20 protein-coding genes and 4 pseudogenes are annotated in these 22,096 nt (G+C 60.5%); 10 read left to right on the forward strand and 14 right to left on the reverse strand.

Translation table 11 applies throughout. The features are described 5' to 3' along the window. Positions 1-9 precede the first annotated feature (9 nt). The 3 genes from istA to P6U29_RS33920 all read right to left on the reverse strand — a co-directional run bounded on the left by istA (position 10) and on the right by P6U29_RS33920 (position 3,652). Positions 10-1,542 carry an IS21 family transposase gene (gene istA, locus P6U29_RS33910; RefSeq protein WP_407119487.1) on the reverse strand — a complete coding sequence of 511 codons (1,533 nt, stop codon included), beginning with the start codon at positions 1,540-1,542 and terminating at the stop codon, positions 10-12. Positions 1,543-2,348: 806 nt separating this feature from the next. Next, positions 2,349-2,513, reverse strand: coding sequence for an SET domain-containing protein (locus P6U29_RS33915; RefSeq protein WP_407114607.1), 165 nt, complete (start codon positions 2,511-2,513; stop codon positions 2,349-2,351). A gap of 335 nt (positions 2,514-2,848) precedes the next feature. Beyond that, on the reverse strand, positions 2,849-3,652 hold the full coding sequence (locus P6U29_RS33920; protein ID WP_407114608.1) for a hypothetical protein: 804 nt from the start codon (positions 3,650-3,652) through the stop codon (positions 2,849-2,851). A 480-nt stretch (positions 3,653-4,132) separates the two neighbouring features. Between P6U29_RS33920 and tnpA (P6U29_RS33925) the strand changes: the two genes are divergently transcribed. From tnpA (P6U29_RS33925) to tnpC (P6U29_RS33935), 3 genes are read left to right on the forward strand one after another with little or no spacing between them, the layout of a single operon-like run. Further along, positions 4,133-4,582, forward strand: a complete 450-nt coding sequence (gene tnpA, locus P6U29_RS33925) for an IS66-like element accessory protein TnpA (RefSeq protein WP_407114555.1) — start codon at positions 4,133-4,135, stop codon at positions 4,580-4,582. Continuing rightward, complete coding sequence (gene tnpB / locus P6U29_RS33930; protein ID WP_407112426.1) at positions 4,579-4,929, forward strand: IS66 family insertion sequence element accessory protein TnpB; 351 nt, start codon at positions 4,579-4,581, stop codon at positions 4,927-4,929. Before tnpA (P6U29_RS33925) ends, tnpB (P6U29_RS33930) begins: the two co-directional genes overlap by 4 nt. A 54-nt stretch (positions 4,930-4,983) precedes the next feature. Continuing rightward, a complete protein-coding gene (gene tnpC, locus P6U29_RS33935; RefSeq protein WP_407114609.1) occupies positions 4,984-6,612 on the forward strand; it encodes an IS66 family transposase in 1,629 nt (542 codons plus the stop codon). Here tnpC (P6U29_RS33935) and P6U29_RS33940 read toward each other — a convergent pair whose 3' ends face one another. Beyond that, on the reverse strand, positions 6,613-7,050 hold the full coding sequence (locus tag P6U29_RS33940; protein ID WP_407114610.1) for a hypothetical protein: 438 nt from the start codon (positions 7,048-7,050) through the stop codon (positions 6,613-6,615). 125 nt (positions 7,051-7,175) lie between these two features. Here P6U29_RS33940 and P6U29_RS33945 point away from each other — a divergent pair, with 125 nt between their 5' ends. From P6U29_RS33945 to P6U29_RS33955, 3 genes are read left to right on the forward strand one after another with little or no spacing between them, the layout of a single operon-like run. After that, on the forward strand, positions 7,176-7,469 hold the full coding sequence (locus tag P6U29_RS33945; protein WP_407114611.1) for a transposase DNA-binding-containing protein: 294 nt from the start codon (positions 7,176-7,178) through the stop codon (positions 7,467-7,469). Further along, positions 7,378-7,566, forward strand: a complete 189-nt coding sequence (locus tag P6U29_RS33950) for a hypothetical protein (protein ID WP_407119611.1) — start codon at positions 7,378-7,380, stop codon at positions 7,564-7,566. Before P6U29_RS33945 ends, P6U29_RS33950 begins: the two co-directional genes overlap by 92 nt. Then, a complete protein-coding gene (locus P6U29_RS33955) occupies positions 7,563-8,492 on the forward strand; it encodes an IS4 family transposase (protein ID WP_407114612.1) in 930 nt (309 codons plus the stop codon). The genes P6U29_RS33950 and P6U29_RS33955 overlap by 4 nt, the downstream gene beginning before the upstream one ends. A gap of 232 nt (positions 8,493-8,724) precedes the next feature. Here the strand turns inward: P6U29_RS33955 and P6U29_RS33960 are convergent, their stop codons facing one another. Then, complete coding sequence (locus P6U29_RS33960) at positions 8,725-9,903, reverse strand: M24 family metallopeptidase (RefSeq protein WP_407114613.1); 1,179 nt, start codon at positions 9,901-9,903, stop codon at positions 8,725-8,727. A 1,439-nt stretch (positions 9,904-11,342) separates the two neighbouring features. Here P6U29_RS33960 and P6U29_RS33965 point away from each other — a divergent pair. Continuing rightward, a pseudogene (locus tag P6U29_RS33965) lies at positions 11,343-11,844 on the forward strand (transposase); the annotation flags it as partial. 79 nt (positions 11,845-11,923) lie between these two features. Here the strand turns inward: P6U29_RS33965 and P6U29_RS33970 are convergent. Further along, positions 11,924-13,238, reverse strand: a pseudogene (locus P6U29_RS33970) (transposase); the annotation flags it as partial. Between the two features lie 72 nt (positions 13,239-13,310). Here P6U29_RS33970 and P6U29_RS33975 point away from each other — a divergent pair. The 3 genes and pseudogenes from P6U29_RS33975 to P6U29_RS33985 all read left to right on the forward strand — a co-directional run. Then, a pseudogene (locus P6U29_RS33975) lies at positions 13,311-13,754 on the forward strand (transposase); the annotation flags it as partial. A gap of 631 nt (positions 13,755-14,385) precedes the next feature. Next, positions 14,386-14,778, forward strand: a complete 393-nt coding sequence (locus P6U29_RS33980; protein ID WP_407114614.1) for a transposase DNA-binding-containing protein — start codon at positions 14,386-14,388, stop codon at positions 14,776-14,778. A gap of 39 nt (positions 14,779-14,817) precedes the next feature. After that, the gene (locus tag P6U29_RS33985) at positions 14,818-15,738 is read left to right on the forward strand and encodes a hypothetical protein (protein ID WP_407114615.1); all 921 of its coding nucleotides are present in this window, start codon (positions 14,818-14,820) and stop codon (positions 15,736-15,738) included. A 218-nt stretch (positions 15,739-15,956) separates the two neighbouring features. On the opposite strand, the pseudogene tnpB (P6U29_RS33990) reads toward P6U29_RS33985, so the two are convergent. The 8 genes and pseudogenes from tnpB (P6U29_RS33990) to tnpA (P6U29_RS34025) form a co-directional block, all read right to left on the reverse strand. Beyond that, a pseudogene (gene tnpB, locus P6U29_RS33990) lies at positions 15,957-16,310 on the reverse strand (IS66 family insertion sequence element accessory protein TnpB); the annotation flags it as partial. 204 nt (positions 16,311-16,514) lie between these two features. Beyond that, positions 16,515-17,012, reverse strand: coding sequence for a plasmid pRiA4b ORF-3 family protein (locus P6U29_RS33995; RefSeq protein WP_407114616.1), 498 nt, complete (start codon positions 17,010-17,012; stop codon positions 16,515-16,517). A gap of 97 nt (positions 17,013-17,109) precedes the next feature. Beyond that, positions 17,110-18,675, reverse strand: coding sequence for an IS66 family transposase (tnpC, locus tag P6U29_RS34000; RefSeq protein WP_091880708.1), 1,566 nt, complete (start codon positions 18,673-18,675; stop codon positions 17,110-17,112). Positions 18,676-18,725: 50 nt separating this feature from the next. Beyond that, positions 18,726-19,079 (reverse strand): IS66 family insertion sequence element accessory protein TnpB, encoded by a 354-nt coding sequence (tnpB, locus tag P6U29_RS34005; RefSeq protein WP_091880705.1) that lies wholly within the window; start codon positions 19,077-19,079, stop codon positions 18,726-18,728. 34 nt (positions 19,080-19,113) lie between these two features. Next, the gene (gene tnpA, locus P6U29_RS34010) at positions 19,114-19,494 is read right to left on the reverse strand and encodes an IS66-like element accessory protein TnpA (protein ID WP_407114617.1); all 381 of its coding nucleotides are present in this window, start codon (positions 19,492-19,494) and stop codon (positions 19,114-19,116) included. A gap of 120 nt (positions 19,495-19,614) precedes the next feature. After that, positions 19,615-21,276 (reverse strand): IS66 family transposase, encoded by a 1,662-nt coding sequence (gene tnpC, locus P6U29_RS34015; RefSeq protein ID WP_407114618.1) that lies wholly within the window; start codon positions 21,274-21,276, stop codon positions 19,615-19,617. Between the two features lie 45 nt (positions 21,277-21,321). Further along, positions 21,322-21,669, reverse strand: a complete 348-nt coding sequence (gene tnpB / locus P6U29_RS34020) for an IS66 family insertion sequence element accessory protein TnpB (protein WP_035701064.1) — start codon at positions 21,667-21,669, stop codon at positions 21,322-21,324. After that, entirely contained in the window at positions 21,666-22,067 is a 402-nt protein-coding gene (gene tnpA, locus P6U29_RS34025) for an IS66-like element accessory protein TnpA (protein ID WP_074448291.1), read from the reverse strand. The genes tnpB (P6U29_RS34020) and tnpA (P6U29_RS34025) overlap by 4 nt, the downstream gene beginning before the upstream one ends. Positions 22,068-22,096: the final 29 nt, after the last annotated feature.

Below are 22,096 nucleotides of genomic sequence, written 5' to 3' on the forward strand. Positions count from 1 at the left end.
GATCATCTCCTAATTGTAGTAGCGCGGTCCGCGGATGTTGGAATGCAGGATCGGCAAGTCGTCCGCGGAACGCTGGGGAGCAGGACGCCGATCGAGGTTGTTGGCGAGGATCGATTTGACCGAGCCATAGGTGCGCGCGCCGATGTCGATCGCCCGCGCAGCTGCCGCGTCCAGGCGCTCGCGCCCGTAGGATGCGGCGAGCCTGAGGATGCCGAGGCAGGCGCGGAAGCCTTGTTCGGGGTGCGAGCGCTCGTCGAGAATGAGGTCGCACAATGCGCTGGTTGCCGGCCCGATCGCGGCGGCGTCCTGACGGATACGCCCGATAGTCCAGCCGGCGTAGCGCCGATGGCTGGAGGCCATGTGCTCCGGTACGGTGGTGTGCTTGTGATTGCCACTCATGCGCTGATGCGCGGCAATCCGCTCGCCCTTGTGGAAGATCTCGACGGTGCGGGCGGTGAACCGCACCTCGACCTCAGCACGCGCGAAGCGATGCGGAACGCTGTAATAATGCTTCTCCACCTCGACGTGGTAGTCGAGGCTGACGCGGCGGATCCGCCACTCGGCGAGCACGTAGGGGCTCGCCAGCAACGGCTTGAGCGCCGGCCGGTCGATCTCCTCGAGCAGCCGGCGGCGCGTCACGCCGAGCCGCCGGATCGGCCGCTCCTCGTTGAGCCTGGTGAGCAACTCGCCGATCGCTGCATTGACCTCGGCAAGGCTGTAGAAGACGCGGTGACGCAGGCGGCCGAGCAGCCAGCGCTCGATGATGAGGACGGCCTGCTCGACCTTGGCCTTGTCGCGCGGCTTGCGAGGTCGCGCCGGCAAGACGGCCGTGCCGTAATGCGCGGCCATCTCCGCATAGGTGCGATTGATCTGCGGGTCGTAGAGGCTCGCCTTGATGACTGCGACTTTGGTGTTGTCAGGCACCAAGAGCGCCGGGACGCCGCCAATCGCCGCGAAGGCGCCAACATGGGCGCTGATCCAGTCGGCGAGCCCCTGCGTCCACGTCGCCTGCGCGTAGGTGAAGCTCGAGGCGCCGAGCACGGCGACGAAGATCTGCGCCGTCCTCCGCTCGCCGGTGAGGCGGTCGACCACCACCGGCACGCCGTCGCCCGCGTAGTCGACGAACAGCTTGTCGCCGGCCGCGTGCGCCTGGCGCATCGTCACCGACAGGCGTCCCTCCCAGGCGCGGTAAAGCTCGCAGAAGCGCGAGTACCGGTATCCGCCGGGCTCGGCGCCAATGTACTCCTCCCACAGGATCGACAGCGTCACGTGCTTGCGCTTGAGCTCGCGGTGCACCGCCGCCCAGTCGGGCTCGGCGATGCGGCGATGACCCTGCCGGTTACCGTTGCCGGTCTTGGCGAACAGGCGGGCCTCCAGGGCCGCGTCCGTGAGTTCGTCGGGCAACGGCCAGCTCAGGCCTGCGGCCTCGAACCGCCGGATGGTCAGCCGCACTGTCGAGGGCGCCGCGCCCATCCGCCGCGCAATCTCGCGGCTCGGCAGCCCAGCCGCCTTCATCCTGATCACATCGCGCACACGGCGCATCGCAAGCCTCTCCGTCGGCATCCAGGGTCCCCCTTCGCAAAGCCGAAAGGTTGACCCTATGGGAGCCAGAAGAGGTCTCGTCACCCGGGCGACATCATCCCGGAATGGTGGGCGACATCATCTCGGAACGGGTGGGCGACTTCAAATCGGAATGGTGGGCGAGATCATCTCGGAATCCTGGGCGACATCGATCGGAATCCGCAGTCATGGCTCCGTCTCCTGGATGCGTCGCCAATGGCGTCGGCCAGATGGGATCTCCAATACCTTCGTGCCATGTGGCCACGGGAGCTGGCTGGTAACGATGGTGGAAGTGTGGCCATGGCTGTTCTCGAGGATTTCCAGTACATCGCGCCGCCCGGCAAGGGTGAGCACCGACAATCCCGAACCGTCCAGAAACGGAACTGGGCGCGGTCTAGGGTTTTAAGCAAGCCGGCGCAACTCCATCACCGCGCGCGAGCGCCAACGCTTCGCGCAATTTTGGGACACAATGATAGAGAACCGAGCGATTGTCGCGGCAGGCTTGTGGCCGCGGACACAGGCTAACCAAACCAACTTTTTCCCATCCGCTCGTCCTGGTCAGGAGCAAATTCTCATGGAGATCGATCCAGTCGCCGCTGACGAGCTGGCGAAGACGGCCTGCTCAATACCCCGCGGCGCCCTCCACGCAGGCATTCTGGCGCAGGACCCACGTGCATTCGGGACATATCGCGCCACCCCGCTTGAGCATCTTCGATGTACGCTAACTGATCTTCCTCGAAAAAGCAGTCTAAACCGGCCGCTTTTTCGCAGGAAGATCAGTTCTCACATTAGTCGATAAATTCCCCACCATGAGGGTAAGCGGACACATTGACATAGCGATGCGTTATCTCCTCATCCATGCCAATGTCCCTTGTAGCCACAATGCTCACCCACGTGCCGCACTCTTCGTCCGCCCACACTCTTTGTGCATTTGGATTCGAGGAATGGTTCATTAGCGAACCTAAACCGAACAGAACGTAACCCGCCAGAGGCTTCGCTTTGAGATTCCCGATCGTGCCGCACGAAGTAGTACTTCAAGACTCCCGTACGGTCCAGCAGCTTGGCTGTAGCATCGTCGAATCCCCACGTCGGAGCCGTCACTGTTGCCCTCCGCCCGCTGCGATCTTTTCGTCAGTTAGCAAGCGATCGATGGTCGCCCGCCCACCTCAAAACATCGCCCTGTCATAGGCAGAATCGTGCTCACGAGGGGCGAACACATTCTGTTTTGAAGACCGTGGTTTTGTGGAAGTCGCGCCCGATCGTAATGAACTGCTCGACGAGGCCGCGCTTATCGGGGACACAAACATGCAGGCGGGGCAAAAGCCCGCCCATGAGCGCCGAATTCCTGCACGGCTCCGCACAAAGGTTGAGTACCGCCCGAAGTCAGTTCGCTTCTCTCGCGACGCTCAACACGGCTCCTCAACTCCTCGCCGGTTATCCAAATAAGCGAATACTCGCTCGGAACGCTTTGTTCTACAAACCGCAACCCGCCGGCCTCATCATGCGTATATCCATATTGCGTAACGACGCCCTTATCTACTAGCCAGCGCGCTACAAGCGCACACACGAAGTCAGGAGCCCACATGGCAAGAGAAACACCAAACGCCACTCCTGCCATGATCTTTGGCATGCCTTGTCCTCTATAGTCTCTGCGCACCCAAGCATCCCCGTGGTAGGCGACCCTCCCTGTTATCTCCCTTGCGCTTGGCGCTGTGCAGGTATAAGCGCCGTGAAGATGTGCGTGTCTGGTCGGGTCAGCATAATACACCTTAAGGGATTCAAGATGTTCTGCAAAGTTGCTGCACGAAAGATCAAACAGTCGAACGGCCTGTACAACCGCGACTTCCTCGTTCTTGTCGACGCCTATCATCCAAAATCCATCGCCTGATTTGATCGGCGATCGATCTGGCTGGAAACTTGAAGAGGTTGGCTCCTTTGTTGGAGTGACGCGCGTAATCGAGACATAGGCTTGAAAATCGAATCCTATGGAAAGCTCGATACCTTTTTTGGCAGCGTCGGCATCATATACTTGAAGAAAGCGAGAAATCTGTAACGGATTGGCTACACCTGTCATTTGCTGCAACTGTCCCATCGTGATGTCATAGCCGATCCCATGACTTACTAGGTGATGGTACACCATTAACAATCGATCAAGACCCTACCTACTTTGGCGAGGAACATCGTTGGCCGTGTCAGCATTCAAACAAGAGCGTCTAAGAGATAGCCTGTCGATGGAACCTCGGCTTGCGGCAGATGATGTCGCCGCGCCAGTCGGACGAGCGAACAAGCGTCGTCGAGTACCCGTCCGCTATCCCTTTCAACTACCCACATCTTCGAGCGGGCTTGCCCAGTCGGAATCTAGCGTGATTCTGTCCATGACACCGAATCATTGGGCCGTCATGGATGAATGTTGGATCGGAGTCCGGCCCGACCGGCTGGCAAGATGCCGAGGTGGCGGCGGCGAGTCCTCGCGACAAGCGTTTGCAACGTGAGCGTCATCCAGGGACCACGCACTGAGGGCTGATCTGGTTGGCTAAGAATATCTCGCGGAATGGTTTGTCGCGAGGTCACAATGTCCAAGGATAGTCGTAAGGATAGCGATAAGGATAGGCATACGTCTATCCTTGAAGACGGCGCCGACACGCTGCAGCGCATCGAGATCATCACGGGGACGGGCCGGCGTCGGCGCTGGTCGACCGACGCGAAGGCGGCGATTGTTGCGGAGAGTTTTGCGCCGGGGGCGAGCGTGTCCGCGGTGGCGCGGCGGCACGATATCAGTCCAAGCCTGTTGTTTCTCTGGCGTCGCCAGGCAACGCAGGCGCAAGTCGCGGGGCGCGGGGACAGAGGCATGCTACCTGGCTTTGTGCCGGCCGCGATCATCGGCTGCGGGAGCAAATTGCCGAGTGGGGAGCAGGCGGCGATCGAGATCGAGGTCGGCGCGGTTCGGATCCGTGTCAGGGGGACAATCGACCGGCGGGCACTGTGCGAGGTGCTGGCGGCAGTCGGGGCGATTGGTCGATGATCGGGCTTCGATCTGGGTTGTCGATCTGGATTGCGACGCAGCCGGTCGATTTCCGCCGCGGCATGGACTCGTTGGCGATGCTGGTGAGCGAGGCCTTTGGAGCCGATCCGTTCGACGGCGGACTTTATGTCTTCCGCTCCAAGCGCCGAGATCGCGTGAAGATCCTGACCTGGGATGGGAGCGGCCTTGTCCTTTACTACAAAAGAATTGAGGGACAGTTCACCTGGCCGCCGATCAAGGGAGGCGTCATGCCGCTATCTCATGCTCAGCTCTCGGTGCTGCTCGATGGCTCGGACTGGAAGCGTCTGCCGATGCGAGTTGTGGATCAGCCAGCACGAGCTGGTTGATCCTTATTAGAAGTCGTTCGTCACTCATGCGGAGTTGTTGTAGAAACACTCTGCATGAGTGATTTGCCTTTCGATCCAGCATTGCTCCGTCAAACCGTGATAGTGCTATCGTCACGGCTTGCGGCGTTGTCGGCGGAATGCAGCTCGCTTTCGGCCGAGCGTGATGCGGCAATCGCCCAACGCGACGCTGCGATCCAGGAGAACGACAAGCTCCTGATGATCCTGTCCCAGTACAAGCGCACGATCTTCGGTCCCCGCTCCGAGACACTGGATCTCGGACAGCTGTCTCTCTTCACCATCACGGCACAGGCGGTTCGTGCCGCCGCCAACGACGACGTGACCGGAGGCAGGCTGCCCGACGGAGCGGAGGACCGTGGAAAGCGACCGGCGCGACGCAACCGTGGGAAGCTTCCGGAGCATTTGCCGCGCATCGATGTCGTGATCGATATGGAGAGCCAGATCTGCCCCTGCTGCGGCGAGCAGCTGCACAAGATCGGGGAGACCGTCAAGGAAGCCTTCGACGTCATTCCGATGCAGTACCGGGTCAAGCGCATTGTGCGCCCGCGGTACGGCTGCCGGGGATGCCGCCAGGGTGTCCTGCAGGCACCCGCGCCGGCCCAGGCGATCGACGGTGGGATGGTGACGGAAGCGTTGCTGGCCCACATCGCGGTGATGAAATACGGGTACCAGCTGCCGCTGTATCGCCAGGAACAGATGTTTGCCGCCCAAGGCATCACGCTCGACCGGCAAACGCTGGCCTCGTGGATGGGCCGCGCCGCCTGGTGGCTGAAGCCGCTTCACACGTTGTTGCGCGACACAGTGATGTCCTACCCGCGGCTGTTTGCCGACGAGACGCCGCTGCCGGTTCTCGATCCCGGCCGTGGCCGGACCAAAGTCTGCCAGTTCTGGGCGATCGCCACCGATGACCGTCCGTGGGGTGGCCCGGCGCCGCCGGCGGTGGTCTACATGTTTGCCGAGGATCGCAAGGCGATCCGCGCCAAGCAGCTGTTCGGGGACTACCACGGCATCCTGCAGGTCGACGGCTATGCCGCCTACAAGGGTCTGATCAAGAACGGCGGCCATCTGGTGCAGCTCGCGTTCTGCTTTGCGCATGCGCGGCGGAAGTTCTGGGACGTTCACGTCGCGACGAAGTCGCCGATTGCCGCGGAAGCGCTGCAACGGATCGCGATGTTCTACGCCATTGAGGATCGCATCCGCGGTCTGCCAGCGGCGCATCGGGCTGCGGTGCGGCAAACCGACACCAAGCCGCTGATCGAGGACTTCAAACCCTGGCTCGAAGTGCGACTGCTGGAAGTCTCGAAGAAGTCCGGTCTGGGCAAAGCCATCCGCTACACCCTCAACCATTGGGACGGCCTGACGCGCTTCATCGATGACGGACGCATCGAAATAGACAGCAATACGGTCGAGCGCAGCATCAAGCCGATAGGCCTGGGAAAGAAGAACTACTTGTTCGCCGGCAATGAAGGCGGCGGCGAGACATGGGCCATTCTCGCCTCGCTCATCAACTCGGCAAAGCTGCAAGACATCGACCCGCGGCACTATCTGACCGATGTTCTCGAGCGCATCGTCTCTGGACGCACCAAGATCAATCAGCTGAACACGCTGCTGCCGTGGAATTGGAAGGCCGAACGCGACGGTTCGGAGGCAAAGCTCGCCGCTTGATCAGTTCGACGGCAAGGCGTCAGGAACTTCCTGCGCATCGCTGGCGTCGTCGTAGATCTCTTCGCGGATCACGCGCAGCGTCACCTCGTGCAGATACACTTGCAGCGCACCATCCAGCTCGGTGAACTCCGGCAGCAGGACTCGATCGACGAAGCCTCGTGATGCACGGACCATCACCGTGTTGCGTCGCTGCCGGTGATAACGAAACGGCCGCAGTCCATATCGGCGGCAAAGCGCCAGAAAAAGATGCCGAGACCATTGGTCGGGAAGTGAGAATTGCTGTTCGATCGGTGGATCGTGGCGAGCGAGTTCCTCGACCCTAGCTCGCACCCGCTGCAGCGCGGCTTCCGCCGCAAGGCGCTCACCAGCAGTTCCGGCACCTGCGAACAAGGCCTCGATCTTCCGAAGCTTCTCGCGCAGCTGCGACTCGCTGGTCATTCTGATCTCGTTACCCGCTCCGAACCAGGGTCACCCCATCACCGCGCGCCGGCGGCGTCAATCATCCCGACCGCGCTATCCAAAGCATTCCGCGCAAGTCAAGCCCGGGCACCGGTGATACTATCGTGACGCTCACTTTGCAACGTCGTTTACGACGGCTGCTGGAGCAGCTTTCCGGGGGTAAGCTGGTTCCGCCGGCATGCGGCGATTGGGCTGCGACGAAGGTGGCCTACAGATTTTTCGACAATCCACGCGTCACCGAACATGGCGTGATGCGGGACATTTCGCTGCGACTGCAGCGCGTTTCAAAGCCAGCGAGGGCCGGTCATGATCCTGCAGGATACGACCGAGTTTATCTACAGTCGCGAATCGCCCGGCAAGATCGGTTACACAAAGACCATCAATGCTGGGCGCTATAAAGCCGGACAACCCACCACCCGCACCTTGTGCGGCGTGTTGATGGTTCGAGTCTGGTCGTCACCACCAGCGGAACTCCACTCGGCCTGTCGGCGGTGAAGTTCTGGACCCGCAGCAAGTTCAAAGGAACGGCTGCGCTCAGGCGGCTCGTGAACCAAACGTGCGTGCCGATCGAGACCAAAGAGAGTTATCGCTGGCTCGAGAATTTGCGTCAGTCCATCGCGCTTCTGGGCTCGCCCGAGCGCTGTGTGCACATTGGCGATCGCGAAAGTGATATCTACGAACTCTTTTGCCTGGCGCAGGATCTCGGGACGCAGTTTCTTCTGCGTGTTCAGACCAATCGGCTGGCCGAGCCACCATCGAAGGCCTCGCCGACGAATGCGGCCCATCGCGTCTTTGCTCAACTTGCCGCGGTCCCTTGGTCCGGCCGCCACCGGGTCGCGATTGGCGGTGAAGATGGCGAAACTGCTTTCCTGCAGATCAAGTTCGCCTCGGTCAAAACATTGCCGCCTATCGGCAAGCAAAAGCGCTACGCGCCACAAACGCTCGTCTATATTCATGCCTTGGAGGTCGCCCCACCTTCGAATCGTAACCCGATCGACTGGAAGCTCGTGACCAATTTGCCTGTGGACCACCTAGCAGCCGCCGTCGAAAAGCTCGACTGGTACGCCTTGCGCTGGAAGGTCGAGGTATTCCACAAGATCATGAAATCTGGTTGCCGCGCAGAGGACGCGAGATTGCAGACCGCCGAGCGGCTGGTAAAGCTTCTCGCTCTCATTACGGTCGTCAGCTGGCGCATTTTTTGGATCACTATGTCCGCGCGTGCTCAACCGGATGCGAGACCCGAGACTGTCCTTACCCCGCGGAGATCGAAACACTCGACCGCATCGATGCGGCGCGTTCCAAACCGCGCATCCTTCGCTGAGCGCTCGCAACTTACCTTTGGCAGATCGCCATGCTTGGCAGCTATCTCGCCCGCACACGTGATCATCCTCCAGGAAACATCGTCGTTTGGCGAGGTCTGACAGTCGCAAGATGTCGCCTTCGGCATCGCTATCGGGTCACCCCGAAGATGTGGGTAATTGAAAGCTTCGCCGGATGCGATACCGCTCGCATCGCCGACACCTCGCAAAATCGGCTCCCGAGCTGCTACCCTGGAAATGGAGGACGGCGTGCCGCCCTCCGCTGCCTGCCCCGGCGAAAGCGATCACTCCGCGGTCCAGGCCGCAGGGTTCACAGCTGCGAGTGTTTCATCGATTATTTGACGTACAAAATGCGCGGCGTCGATGAAAGGGGCTCATAGCCGCTTTCAGTTACCGCGAAGGGCTGCGTGATGGCGATGCTCGCATCTTCCAGCCATAAGCCAGGCATCATATGGAAGCACATGCCTGGCTGTACAATTGTTTTATCTCCTTTGCGCAGACTAGCTGTGCGCTCCGGTACGGCAGGCGGGTAGCCGAGGCCGATTGGATAGCCGAGCCTCGCCTCTTTTTCCAACCCGTGCTGCGCGAGCGCTTTGCTGAAGACGGCATGGACCTCATCACAAGTCCGGCCTGGCCGGATGCTGTCCAAGGTAGTATTCATTGCGTCGACAACAATCTCAGAAAACTTCTGGTAGCTAGCGGAAGGCTTCCCGACCGAGACCGTGCGAGCCAAGTTGACCTGGTAGCGATGCCGAACGCCGTGAACCTCCATATAGACTGTGGTGGCCGACGGAATCAGCTCGTCGGTCCATTCTGGATGTGGTTCGAGCGCGCGTTTGCCTACACCAAATCTCAGACATGAAGAATCATAGGCGCCCCCAAACTCAGGCGTGCCTGATATTTGCTGGTGATAGATGGCAGCTGCGACATCACATTCTCGCACGCCCGGCGCGATTGTATCGAACGCCCGCTTAATCATCGCATCGGCAATGCGACCGGCCTGGCGCATGAGAGCAAGTTCGGCAGCGCTCTTCACAAGGCGAATCCACCCGACCAGCAAATCGGCGTCTACAAACTTAGCAAGCGGTAGCGCGCGGACGAGATCATCGTGCGCACGCGCGGAATAGTAATAGCCCCCCATCTCCACCCCGATACGCGACTTTTCACCGCCAACTTCCTTTACAAGGTCGGCCACAACGTCGTATGGCGACAAGGTATCCGAGTTTACGTATTCATCCGCGTAGGTGCGGATATTTTCATCTGCGAGATAAGTTGTTCTGACGGCTGTCGGACGCTCCAGATGTCGGGCGATCCAGATGGGCTCGTCGTGATTGAGCGCCACGACTACCATTTGGGGAGTATAGAAGGAGTAAGCGTCATAGCCGGTCAGATAATTTTGGTTAGGTGGCTCCGAGAGGAGCAGAACGTCGATACCGCGGCGTGCCATCTCGTTCTTTACGGCCATTAGCCGTGCAGCGAATTCAGGACGCTCAAAATGCAAGTCTTTTTTCATAGGATGTACCTCAAGGAGTATATGCAACTCACGGCGGCTCTCTCGTCCGCCGCTAATTCAGCATCGAAGCATCAGTCTGGGCGGGGTCAAAAATCATCAAACGCAGCCTACGTCAGTAACCGGCGAACGACTGAAGCGTATGTTATATCCGTAACGGCCGCACGTTTTCTTCGATCTTGCCGCTAGAGGAGCAGAGTTTCGGCGATTGACCTGGGCGAATTCACTTTTTTCAGGAATTCCGCGCAGTCAGCGCCAGCGCAATGCCTGGGTCCTGGCACCATAGTAACATCTACACACGCCTAACCATTGAGGGCCGCGCCGCACGCACACTCTTACCTCGCCCATTCGCGATGGTTTCGCGATGAAGATGATGCTATCGTCCAGCCATAAGCCAGTCATGATATGGAAACACATTCCTGGCTGGCGAGTTGTTTCATTCCTTGCGCAGACTCGCACTGCGCTCTGCTCCGAGGACGGATAACCGATGCCAATGGGATACCCGATCCTGTCGCTTTTCTCGATTCCGTGGCGGGCGAGTCTTGTGCGAAGGCGCCACAACCTCCCGAGCAGGTGCGACGACACTCTCACAGCCCGACGTTGAGGGCTCCGATGGCGATATTGGAGAACCTTCTGTTAGGCAGCGTAAGTCATATAACTGCTAGCCATATCGAACTCCGTGAACTTCAAAAATGATTACTGTAGGCAACGACAGCGGCTTGCCTGTCGGAGTGGAGTGCGGTGCGAGAGCGGGTTCGCCAACGCAAAGATTCACGTAAGATGAGCATAGCATCGGCCCAATTCCGGCGCTCTCGACATCAGGCTGGTGATACACGTCAGCCACAAGGTGGCAGTCACGCACACCTTGGCTTTTGCCATATGACCGGCTTGGCGCATTAAGGCGATCTCAGCCGGACTCTTCGAAAGGTGGATCCAATTGACCAGCAAAGTCAGCGTCCACAACCTTCGCCATCGGCGGTGCTCTGACAAGGTCCGTAGTGTGCGCACGAATAATAGAACTCCCTCCTCTCCGCGCCGATTTTCGCCCTTACCGCGTCAGGCATAACGTCGTACCCCATAACGGACCGATGAAGACGTCTGATGTATCGTTTGCGAGATAAGTAGTTATCTCTGCTGAGGTGACGCCAATCAATCGGCGCCGGTTAAGAAGCGATTGATGGCGGTTTGGAGGGCGAACGCGATCCAAAAGACGACGATCAGCATTAGGCGCAACATCTTGTCAGCATGGCGAGGAGTGGCCGGAGGGGACGACATTGTCGGCATTACAGTCGCGGCTCTTGAGATGGCATCGGCCGAGTTGGGTGTCACTTTTCATGTGGCGGATCACGGGCTCGATGGCCAATCGCCGCAAGCTCGCCTTTGACCACACCTCGGCCGCTCCTTCCGGGCGCGCCCGCCGCTTCACCAATTTCGTCGTGCCGGAGAAGGCGCTGGTTGCGGCTTTGGCCGAGATGTACGTGCAAGGCGTCTCGACGCGGAAGGTCAAGCAGGTCACTGAGGAACTGGTGGGCCATGCCTTCTCGGCCTCTGCGATCAGTGCGATCAACAAGCGGCTGGATGCGTCGCTGAAGGCGTTCTGCGAACGCAAGCTCAAGGAGCCATTCCCTTATCTGATCCTGGACGCCCGCTACGAGCGCGTCAGGGACGATGGCATCATCGCGAGCCAGGCGGTGCTGATCGCGATCGGGGTGGGAGGGCCGGCGTCAGGTGCTCGCGGTCGAGCTTGCCAACCGGGAGAGCCGGTCGAGCTGGAAGGAGTTTTTGGAAGGCCTGAAGGCCCGCGGCCTGCATGGCGTCGAGTTCGTTGTCTCCGACGATCATCCCGGACTGAAGAAGGCGATCGCCGAAGTGCTGGCCGGTGTGTTCTGGCAGCGCTGTTATGTGGGGTCGTTGAAGAAGTGGCCAATAGATTTCGTGCGACGCAGCGACCGGCACCGCCATGGCCCTCGCGTCAAAACCCGCGCTACGGCGCGATCTGAAGCCGCGAACGCGCTTGAGGGACAATCCAAGGCAAAATAAACGCAAGGAGAGCGGCTGCCAGCCGCTTGAGGTTGATCGCAGCGGCCGTCAGGTAGGCCTGGATCTTCATGTTCGGTAGTCCGCGCCGTATGGCGCGCGCCAGTCCGTGCCAGGTCTTGGCTTCGCCGTGGAAGCCCTCTGAGCGCCAGCGATGGCGTTGATAGAGATGTCGATCCTGCTTACTCCATCGCTCGCGACGGCGGCGGGCGCGCAGCAGTGCCGGATAATGGTCACCGACAACGACCGCTTTGTTAACCCGCCCTTTGGATAGGCAATCGCCCTTGAGCGGGCACCGGGTGCAATCCTTCGCCTTCGAGTAAAAGAAACGGCCGTGCTTGATGGGCCGCGCGGGGCGCAAGATACGCCCTCGCGGGCACTTCAAGATGTCGTTCTTGGCATCGTACCGGAAGCGTCTGAGCGGTACGCGACTCTTGATTGGTTCGGCGGATGAGGGCATCAATGCCGCGCCGCTCGAGCGCGCCGTAGACTTTAGCGTAGGCATAGCCCGCATCGGCGGTGACCACCTTTATGTCGATGCCTGTAATCGCTTCAACCTCATCGACTTGCGGCTCGATCATCTCTCCTTCGTTCGTTTGTCCAGTCGTGACCGCGACATCCAGAATGACACCGACCTTGTCATCGACGGCCGTGTGCTGCTTGTAAGCGGGTTCCAGCCGCCGGTTTCGGGCATTCGTAGCCATTGTCGCATCGGGATCAGTCGTGCAGACCTTTTTGTACTTCCCGCTTTGCCGGCCCTTTCTCTCATCCTCGCTTTTATCTTCGCTTTGATTTTCGCTCAGCACATCCACCACATGTTGCTCGGTGAGGCTGTCCCAACTCCCGTTGGCGCGGATTAGCGACGCATCGATGTGAACCACTTCGGCTGTTGCGATCTTGGCCTTCAGACAGGCCTGGACCGTGCGTTTAAAGATCCTACGGAATCGCTCTTCGCCCCAGCGCTGGCGGATGCGCGTCAGGCTGGAATGGTGCGGTAGCTGCTCGTGCAGGCCCTAACCAGCAAACCAGCGAATGGCGATGTTAACCTGAGCCTCCCGGATCAGCTTGCGATCGTGTACGATGCCGGTGAGCAGACCCGCGAGCATCAGGCGGACCGCGGCCTCCGGATCGATGCCTGGCCGACCATCGTTCGCGCAATAGCAGTCGGAGACCTCTTCCCTTAGCCAAGACACGTCGAGCACGCGATCGACCCGCGCCAGCACGTGCTCATCTGGGACGAGCTGTCTGAGCGTGCCAGTGATGAAGAGCTCCAACTGATCCCGCTCCTTGCGCCCCAGCATCTCGTTTGCTCCGCCGATCGCGAATCGCCGACGAGAACGGAATCAGGCAATTGCAGCTTTTTCAACGACCCCTATGTGCACTTCCTGCGCAACGCGCTCGACTATGTGCCCCGCAAGGTCGACGACGATTGCCTGCTCGAGCTGCGCTGGATGTACGACCGGCGCGATCTTGACGAGGTGCGGCGCGATCTGGCGGCCTGGCTTGGTAAATGGGGCGGCAAATACCCCAAGCTCACCGGCTGGGTCGAGGACAACATCGAGGAGACCTTGACCTACTTCCGGCTGCCGCTGGTGCACCGAAAGCACATGAAGTCGACCAATATGCTGGAACGTCTCAACGAGGAAATCCGGCGGCGCACCTATGTGGTGCGAATCTTCCCCAATGCCGAGAGCTGTTTACGGCTGGTGCGGGCGCTGACCGTCGAGCGCCATAAGGCGTGGCTCGAGGATCATCGCTATCTCAACATGGATCTGTTGAAGGAGCACAAGAAGGAGGCGTTACGCCAGGCGGCCTGACGATGCTCAGGCCCACCAAGGGGATGCACGCCACCCCTCTCCGCTGCCGTCGCTCGCCAGCGCTACGCTTTTGGGCAAGCGAGCGACGGCGGCTCCGAGGGGATGGCTCGGCCGGACCCCATGATCAATTTTGCTGAACTTGACGCACAGAACTATCGGTTACACAAAGACCATCAATGCTGGGCGCTATAAACCACCCGCACCTTGTGCGGCGTGTTGATGGTTCGAGTCTGGTCGTCACCACCAGCGGAACTCCACTCGGCCTGTCGGCGGTGAAGTTCTGGACCCGCAGCAAGTTCAAAGGAACGGCTGCGCTCAGGCGGCTCGTGAACAAACGTGCGTACCGATCGAGACCAAAGAAAGTTATCGCTGGCTCGAGAATTTGCGTCAGTCCATCGCGCTTCTGGGCTCGCCCGAGCGCTGTGTGCACATTGGCGATCGCGAAAGCGATATCTACGAACTCTTTTGCCTGGCGCAGGATCTCGGGACGCAGTTTCTTGGTATCCCTCCGCCAAAGCTTTCAATTACCCATAACTTTGACCGCTCGGGCTGATCCGCTGATCGGGGAAATCTTGAATCGAAAGAATCACTTGTGATTCCTTTCTGAGCACCTGATTCGCGAGGGTGCTCTATGGGGCTGACATTTAGGGATCGATCGGCAAAAGGCTGTTTGCGGTCCTTGGAAGGTGAATGTTGGATTGATCGAGAGAGTAGTGGATGCGAGTTTAGGGACGCGCGGCTCGGCGACAGATTCCGCAAACTGCTCTCGCAGATTGGAAGCGCCCTGGGACAAAGCATTCCGCTCGTCTGCCAGGATTGGGCGAATACCAAGGCAGCTTACCGCTTCTTCTCTAACGACCGGGTCAGCGAAGCGGACATTCTGGCCGGCCATTTCCAATCGACACGTGATCGTGCCACCGCCACTGAAGGTCTCGTTCTTGTGCTGCACGATACAACCGAGTTCAGGTATCAACGCGAGAAGTCAGAAGCGCATCACCAAGAGCATAAACAGTGGACGGGATAAGGCAGGTCGCCTCAGATCGCACACGGTTTGCGGCACCTGATGCATTCGAGCCTCGCGGTTGCAATCGAGGGGGTGCCGCTGGGGTTGGCGGCCGTTAAGTTCTGGACCCGGAAGAAATTCAAGGGGACGGCAGCGCTTAAAAAGAAGATCAATCCGACCCGGATTCCCATCGAGAAAAAAGAAAGCGTCCGGTGGTCGGAAACTCTCAAGCAGTTTACGCAACCCTTGGATCATCCGGGACGATGCATCCATATTGGTGATCGCGAGAGTGACATCTATGAGCTCTTCTGCGCAGCACACGAGATCGGAACTCATTTCCTGATCAGGACCTGCGTCGACCGCTTGGCTGGAGATGGGGATCACACGATCGCCGACGAAATGGACGAGGTCGCCGTCAAAGGGCTCCCTCGCATCGAAGTCAGAGATAGTAACGGCGATCCCGACCAGGCCGTTCTTGAGCTCAGGTATCGCAAGATTCGCGCCCTACCGCCGATCGGAAAGCAGAAGCGCTATCCCGCTCTGACCCTGACGGTGATCCATGCCGAAGAGCGCGGGACGCCGAAAAACAGAAAGAAGATCGATTGGAAGCTGATCACCGACCTGCCTGTTGGTTCCCGCACCGACGCGATTGAGGTGCTGGAATGGTATGGTTTAAGAAGGAAGATCGCTCTTTTGCATCCTGAGTTGGCGGGTTTTCTGGATGACGATGCTCAACCGTTCCGCCCCAGACGCGCCCCAACCCTAGCGTTGACTGCGACTGAAATTGGTGTGCTCGATCGCCCCGTCAACGATAAACCAAAAGCAAGACGGAAAACGCTCTCGCACTACCTGATCAAGATCGCCCGGCTCGGCGGTTATCTCGCCCGCGCCAGCGATCCGCCGCCCGGCAATACGGTCATGTGGCGCGGGCTGTCACGCGCGCTGAGCGCTACGGTCGGAGGAGAATTTGTGGGTAATTGAAAGCCGCCAAAGGTCGTCTTGTTTGAGGGTCGCGAGGACTGCAGGTCCTAGGGGTAATCCTAGGGGAAGCGCTATGACGATTTCGAGGGCGGAGGTGATCACATCGGTCGAGCGGCTGGCGTCGGTGGTCGCGAGATGAGAAGGAGCGGCTATTCGTGCCCGCCTGACGACGTGCTCGAGGCCCCTGATTCACTTCGCCGCAGCGCGGCCCACAATTCTCCGGCTTGCGTCGGAACGACCGTCTCCCGTGCCGCATGGACACGTCGCCAATCAAGCCCTTCGAGCAGCGCCGACAATTCCGCCGCCGACAAACGCATCACGCCATCCTCGATCTTCGGCCAGCGGAAGACGCCTTCCTCGAGCCGCTTGGCTAACAGGCACAAACCCGTACCATCCCAGAAGATCAGCTTGATCCGGTCCGCCCGCTTGGCACGGAACACATAGACCGCACCCGAGAACGGATCGGCCTTCATGTGCTCGCGTACCAACATGGCAAGCCCCTCCATTCCCTTGCGGAAGTCGACCGGCTTGGTTGCCACCATCACCCGAACCGTTCCGGACGGGCCGATCACCGGCTTGCCTTCAGCGCATGGACGATGGCCGCAATCATCGCCACATCCGCACCGCGGCCGACCCGTTGCCCCCGGCATCGCAACGGCGAGCCCGGACATCCGGCTTGGCCTTGCGTTGCGCTGTCTTGCGCTCATGGCCAGCAACCGCGACCGGTGCCATGGCGTAAGCGTAGCTCTGCAGCCCTTCTGAATGACGCTTGACGCCTATTTTGTTCGCGTGGCGCGTCGCCGCGGTATCCATGTGTCGGACAACGCCTTGACGGCGGCTTCGAGCGCCTTCCGGTCGACGACGTTGGGATCGAACCGCTCCGGGCCCCAGAGGCGCATGTGTTCGTGCTCGGGATGGCCGGGGTCGCTGATGGCGGCGAGGTATTCGGCATAGCCTGGCGCACCGCCGACGTCTTCCGGAGGACAACGGCCGGCGGCCTCGAGCAGGAAGGGAAGCCCCTCCGTCGTGGTGTTCTGGAACCATTTTTCGAGCTTGATCACATGGTCCCAGCTGTCGCCGAAGTCATAGAGATAGTGGATCGTCTTGGCGCCGGTCTCGCGAACGATATCGCAAAGCCGCGCTTTGCGGGCATCCATGGGCTGGTGGCCGTAATCGTTGTGGGGATCAGGAATCCCCCAACGGACCTCACCAGCGAAGAACTCGAAGAGGTGACTGTTCGTCCAGCCGAATGCCTCCTGAAGCGTCAGATGCAACCGATCAAGGCGCAGGGTGACGGGTACGAAGGCGACGCATCACCTCCGGCTTCACATCCTTGAGGGTCACCTTGATCCGGACCGGTCGTGTTCAGGCTCATGCCGCCAGCCTCGGATCGTGTGTATGCATCGTATAGGTCGACGCCCAGGGAAGCAGTTCGTCCAGTCGCGCCGCAGGCCAACCATTGACGAGCTTGGCGAGAACGTCAGCGAGCCAGTGCTCGGCACTGACGCCATTGAGCTTACAGGTCTCAATGAGCGAAGCCAGCAATGCCCAATTCTCGGCACCTTCGTCGCAACCGGCAAAAAGGGAGTTCTTGGCGTTGAGCTTGATCGGCCGCATCGCACGCTCGACCGCATTCGTGTCCATCTCGATGCGCCCGTCATCAAGGTAGAGCGTCAGGCCGTCCCAATGGCGTAGCGCATAACGCAAAGCCTTCGCCGTGTCGCTCTTCCCCGCAAGGTGATCAAGCTTGGCCTCAAACCACTGCTTCAAGGCTGTAGCCAGAGGCCGGGCATGCGCTTGTCGGCCGGCGCAGCGCTCGGAAGCAGAGCGGCCGCGCAGTGCCTTCTCGACCGCGTAGAGCTGGGCAATGCGCGCGAGCGCCTCGCGGGCAACCGGAGCTGGCGCCGGCGCAGCCTCCCGCTCGATCTTCACAAACTGGCGCCGCAGATGCGACCAGCAGAAGGCGAGCGTCCCGGACAGGGCGTCCGCACGCGTCTCTCGGGTCATGGTCTTGTAAGCCTGATAGCCGTCGCAGTGGATGATGCCGCGATAGCCCTCAAGCAGCCGCAAGCCATGAACGGCGCCGCGGCCCGGTGCATAGGCATAGACCACCCCAGGCGGATCAGGTCCGGCCCAAGGCCTGTCATCGCGTGACAGCGCCCAGAAGTAGCCGGTTTTTGTCCTGCCGCGCCCCGGATCCAGCACCGGCGCCGGGGTCTCATCGACACAGAGCTTCGAGGAGGCCAGCAGAAGCTGGCGCAGACGATGCCACAAGGGCTTCAATTCCTGGGCGGCGTAGCCGACCCAGAAGGCGAGCGTGGAACGGTCCAGCGCTATTCCGTGGGTCTCCAGCATCTGCGCCTGGCGATAAAGCGGCAAATGCCAATGATACTTCGCGTCGATCACATGCGCGACCAGCCGCTCGGTGGGCAATCCTCCCCTGATCAGTCGCTCGGGAGCAGCATGCTGGAGGATGACACCGTGACAGGCGCGGCAGGCCAGTTTGGGCCGGCGGGTGACGATCACGCGATACTGCGCCGGTACGACGTCCAACCTCTGGCTCTCATCGTGACCGATCTCAAAGAGATCGCCTTTGCAGGACGGACAGCAGGTTGCAGCGGGCATCAGGGTCTCGATGATGCGCGGCAAATGCTCCGGCAGCTGACCACGGTTGGCTTTGCGCTCGGCCGTCCTCTTCTCGCAGGTTCTGGGATTGGCGCGATCCTCGGCTGCTTCGAGGGCCGCGACGGCCTCTTCGATGTCCTCCAGAACAAGCTGCAGCTGATCAGCGTCCAGCTTTTCCGAGGACCGACCGAACTGCGCATCTTTTGCAAGCTTGAGCAACCGCTCGAGCCTGGCGCAGCGATCCAGCAGAGCCGCGGCAAAGACACGCAACTCAGCTGGATCACTCGGCAGCTCATCAGGCAAATCACTCATTGGCCCGAGTCTGCCATGCTTCGCGCCCCGATGCAGCGAGATTTGTATCTTTACGCAAGCGCTTTCGGCTGCGGGATCCGAGGCGCGTGCATCCGCGTCCAATCCATGCCGGCCAGAAGCGCCGACAACTGCGCGGCATTCATCCGCATCACGCCGGCCACGATGGGAGGCCATTTGAAGCCGTTGCTATCGAGCCGCTTCCAATACATCACAAGGCCGCTGCCATCCCAGACGACAATCTTCACCCGATCGGCGCGCTTCGCGCGGAACACCACCGCCACGCCCTTCATCGGATCATGGCCCAGCGTCTCCTTCGCCAAAAGCGCCAAGCCCTCCGCACCTTTTCTGAAGTCCACAGGTTGCGTCGCCACGTAAATCGTAAGGTTCGCAGGCGGCGTCAGCATGAACGTGTCCGTCGAAGCGCCAAGAACACATCACTCAACACAGCAAGGCCAGGCGCCCCCGCACCTCCACTCGTGCCCCCTGGAGCTCAACCGTCACAACGGCTGCTTCCGGCGACCCGGTGGGCTCTGCGGCCGCCGGTAGCGCCGATTCCGACACCACCGGCACGAACGACAGCGTCTCCGCCGAAGCTGGCAGCACCAACTGGCCCAAACGCGCCCGGCGCCGCCAGTCATGCACCTGCTGGGGCCGGCAGCCATGGCGACGGGCGACGTCTGTGACAACCGCCCCCGGCTCGAGGCTTTCCGCGGCAATCTGTGCCTTCAAATCATCCGGCCAGCGCTTTCGACCTGCGCCAGCGAACACTTCAATACGCGGTGACAACGGTCGTCTTATGTCGTCAGAATGGTCGTCCATTGTGAGCCCCCTTCCAGAAGATGACTCTTCTAACGGTGCTCTGTACGCATACGACGAAGGCCGCCTGATTGACGCATGCGCGCGAGCACGGCGAGTTCTACGATGGCGTTGCGTGAAGGGTCAGGCGGCTTGCTGATTGGCGGACTTGCCGGCTTGGTGCAGGAGCTTCCATTCCCAGGGCAGCAGTTCGCGCAGACGCGAGGTGGGAAGATCAGCGATCCGGGCGAGGACGTCGGCGAGCCAAGCCTTGGGATCGACGTCGTTGAGGCGACAGGTCGTGATCATCGTCAGCATGATAGCTGCACGATCGGCGCCACGCTGGCTGCCAGCGAAGGTCCAGTTGCGCCTTCCCAAGGCAATGCCTCTCAATGCACGCTCAGCGCAATTGTTGGTCAAGCAGATCCTGCCATCGTCGAGGAAGCGGACGAAGTCGTCCCAGCGCTTAAGCATGTAGTTCATGGGCTTCAGGACCTCGGCGGAGCGCGAGAGGCTTTCTCGCTCGCGGAGCAGCCAGTCGTGCATGTCGTCGAGCAGCGGCTTGCTCCGCTCCTGGCGGACGGCACGCCGCTCGTCGGCGCTACGGCCGTTGATGGCGCGCTCGATCTCGAACAACGCATCCAGACGCCTGACCGCCTCCAGCGCGATCGGAGAGACCGGTTTGCCCTTGCCTTCCCGGGCGACTTTCTCGATGTCAGCCAGCTCGAAGAATCCCCGCCGCGCATGGGCCAGGCAAAATGCCGGCGTGATCGGCATTGCTTTTCTTTTTGGGTCGAACAACGGCTCGAAGCCGCCATAGCAATCCGCCTGCAGAATGCCGACGAAGGCGGCCAGATGCCTCTGAGGATTTTCGCCCCGTCGATTGCCCGAGGCATAATAGACCGCCGCCGGCGGCGCAGGCCCGGCGAACGGCCGGTCATCCCGCACATACGTCCAGATCCGGCCGGTCGTGCATTTGCCCTTCGCCAGGACGCGGATGGTGGTGTCGTCGCCATGAAGGCGCTCGGCCGCGAGCACATGACGCTCGATCAGCTGGAACAGCGGCATGACGGCGAAGGTTCCGTGGCCGACCTGGTCGGCCAGCGTCGACAGCGGCAGATCGATCCTCTCGGCCTTGAAGCGCACGCTCTGGCGGTTGAGCGGGATATGCATGCCGAATTTGTCGAACAAAATCGTCGCCAGCAATTGTGGGCCGATGAAGCCGCGGGGCGTCGCATGGAACGGTGCCGGCGGCTGGCTGATCTTCTCGCAATCGCGGCAGGTGAACTTCTCGCGTACCGTCTCGATGACCTTAAAGCGACGCGGAATCTCCTCCAGCGTCTTGGTCACATCCTCGCCGACCTTCGCCAGCCGCGATCCGCCGCAGCAGGCGCAGGTCGTTGGAGCCTTGATGACGACGCGCTCACGTTCGATGTCGTCCGGCCACGGTTTGCGCACCGGCCGCTTGCGCGTGAAGGCGCTCACGCTCTGGGTTTTTGCCGCGGCAGCCTGCGCAGCCAGCTCATTCTCGGTCGCCGTGGTGGCGAGTTCTTCGAGCTCCAATTCCAACTGCTCGAGTAGCCGCGCCGTGCGCTCGGAGCGCTGCCCGTGCAGTTCGCGTTTGAGCTTCTCGATCCGTAGCTCAAGATGAGCGATCAGCACCTCGCTGTCCGACAGCTCCGCCCGCGCGTTGGCGGCATCCGCGACTGCCACATCGCGTTCAGCCTGCAACGCCTCGCGCTCGGCCAGCAGCGCAAGGTAGGCGCTTGCGAGATCCGACGGAAGATCGTCCGGCTTCGATGTCATGAAGCCATTGAATCAGATCGAGCATCAGATTCAAACCCAAAACGATTATCCGACCCGCGTCGGGCGCTGGGTTTCTTGCGGATTGCGCCAATCGATCCCGGACAGCAGGTAGCTCAACTGCGCCAGCGAGATCGTTACCGCTTCACCGGCAACCGATGGCCAGATAAACTTTCCTCTCTCGAGTTTTTTTGTGAACAAGCAGGCTCCCTGACCATCGTGCCAGATCACCTTCACAAGATCGCTGCGGCGACCACGGAAGACAAACAAATGACCGCTAAGCGGTTCTTTGTGCAGCACCTCCTGCACTTGGAGGGCCAGCGATGGAAAGCCTCTGCGCATATCCGTGTAGCCTGTAGCCAGCCACACTCGCACATTCCCTGGTACAGAAATCATCGGCGTCCAAGCACATCGAGGACCCGCGCCAACGCCTCCGGATCGACGTGCGCATCCACCCGGATGCACCGTCGGTTGCCGAGATCGATCTCTATCAATCCAGTACGCGCAGCTGCCGCCGAACGAACTCGGCCATCAACCGTAGGCAAAAGCTTCGGAGTTTCTTCAGCCGAGGCTGCTACGGCGGCGATCTGCACCGGCGTAAAAGATGGTGCAACTTGTTCCGATGTCCGTGCTTGGCGACGCCAGGTAAACACCAGGCTGGCCGCTACTCCGTTGCGCCGCGCAACCTCAGTTACCTTCGCGCCCGGTGCCAGCGTCTCCTCGACAATCCGTGCCTTGTCGTCCTGCGACCAACGCCGCCGCCGCTCGAGCCCGCCCAAAACCTCGACCCGCATCGCCTGATCACCTTAAAGCTAGACTTAAG

It is taken from the genome of Bradyrhizobium sp. LMG 9283 (assembly GCF_045571415.1).
Lineage (GTDB): Bacteria > Pseudomonadota > Alphaproteobacteria > Rhizobiales > Xanthobacteraceae > Bradyrhizobium.

Excerpts from the sequence above, each read along its gene's own strand:
- tnpB (WP_035701064.1), bottom strand. The coding sequence starts at position 21,669 with ATGATTTCTGTACCAGGGAATGTGCGAGTGTGGCTGGCTACAGGCTAC.
- tnpB (WP_091880705.1), bottom strand. The coding sequence starts at position 19,079 with ATGCTGACGCCGCCTGCGAACCTTACGATTTACGTGGCGACGCAACCT.
- P6U29_RS33980 (WP_407114614.1), top strand. The coding sequence starts at position 14,386 with ATGGGGCTGACATTTAGGGATCGATCGGCAAAAGGCTGTTTGCGGTCC.
- tnpC (WP_407114609.1), top strand. The coding sequence starts at position 4,984 with ATGAGTGATTTGCCTTTCGATCCAGCATTGCTCCGTCAAACCGTGATA.
- P6U29_RS33985 (WP_407114615.1), top strand. The coding sequence starts at position 14,818 with ATGCATTCGAGCCTCGCGGTTGCAATCGAGGGGGTGCCGCTGGGGTTG.
- P6U29_RS33940 (WP_407114610.1), bottom strand. The coding sequence starts at position 7,050 with ATGACCAGCGAGTCGCAGCTGCGCGAGAAGCTTCGGAAGATCGAGGCC.
- P6U29_RS33950 (WP_407119611.1), top strand. The coding sequence starts at position 7,378 with ATGATCCTGCAGGATACGACCGAGTTTATCTACAGTCGCGAATCGCCC.
- tnpA (WP_407114555.1), top strand. The coding sequence starts at position 4,133 with ATGTCCAAGGATAGTCGTAAGGATAGCGATAAGGATAGGCATACGTCT.
- istA (WP_407119487.1), bottom strand. The coding sequence starts at position 1,542 with ATGCGCCGTGTGCGCGATGTGATCAGGATGAAGGCGGCTGGGCTGCCG.
- P6U29_RS33960 (WP_407114613.1), bottom strand. The coding sequence starts at position 9,903 with ATGAAAAAAGACTTGCATTTTGAGCGTCCTGAATTCGCTGCACGGCTA.
- tnpA (WP_407114617.1), bottom strand. The coding sequence starts at position 19,494 with ATGGACGACCATTCTGACGACATAAGACGACCGTTGTCACCGCGTATT.
- P6U29_RS33915 (WP_407114607.1), bottom strand. The coding sequence starts at position 2,513 with ATGAACCATTCCTCGAATCCAAATGCACAAAGAGTGTGGGCGGACGAA.
- P6U29_RS33920 (WP_407114608.1), bottom strand. The coding sequence starts at position 3,652 with ATGGGACAGTTGCAGCAAATGACAGGTGTAGCCAATCCGTTACAGATT.
- tnpC (WP_091880708.1), bottom strand. The coding sequence starts at position 18,675 with ATGAGTGATTTGCCTGATGAGCTGCCGAGTGATCCAGCTGAGTTGCGT.
- tnpC (WP_407114618.1), bottom strand. The coding sequence starts at position 21,276 with ATGACATCGAAGCCGGACGATCTTCCGTCGGATCTCGCAAGCGCCTAC.
- tnpA (WP_074448291.1), bottom strand. The coding sequence starts at position 22,067 with ATGCGGGTCGAGGTTTTGGGCGGGCTCGAGCGGCGGCGGCGTTGGTCG.
- tnpB (WP_407112426.1), top strand. The coding sequence starts at position 4,579 with ATGATCGGGCTTCGATCTGGGTTGTCGATCTGGATTGCGACGCAGCCG.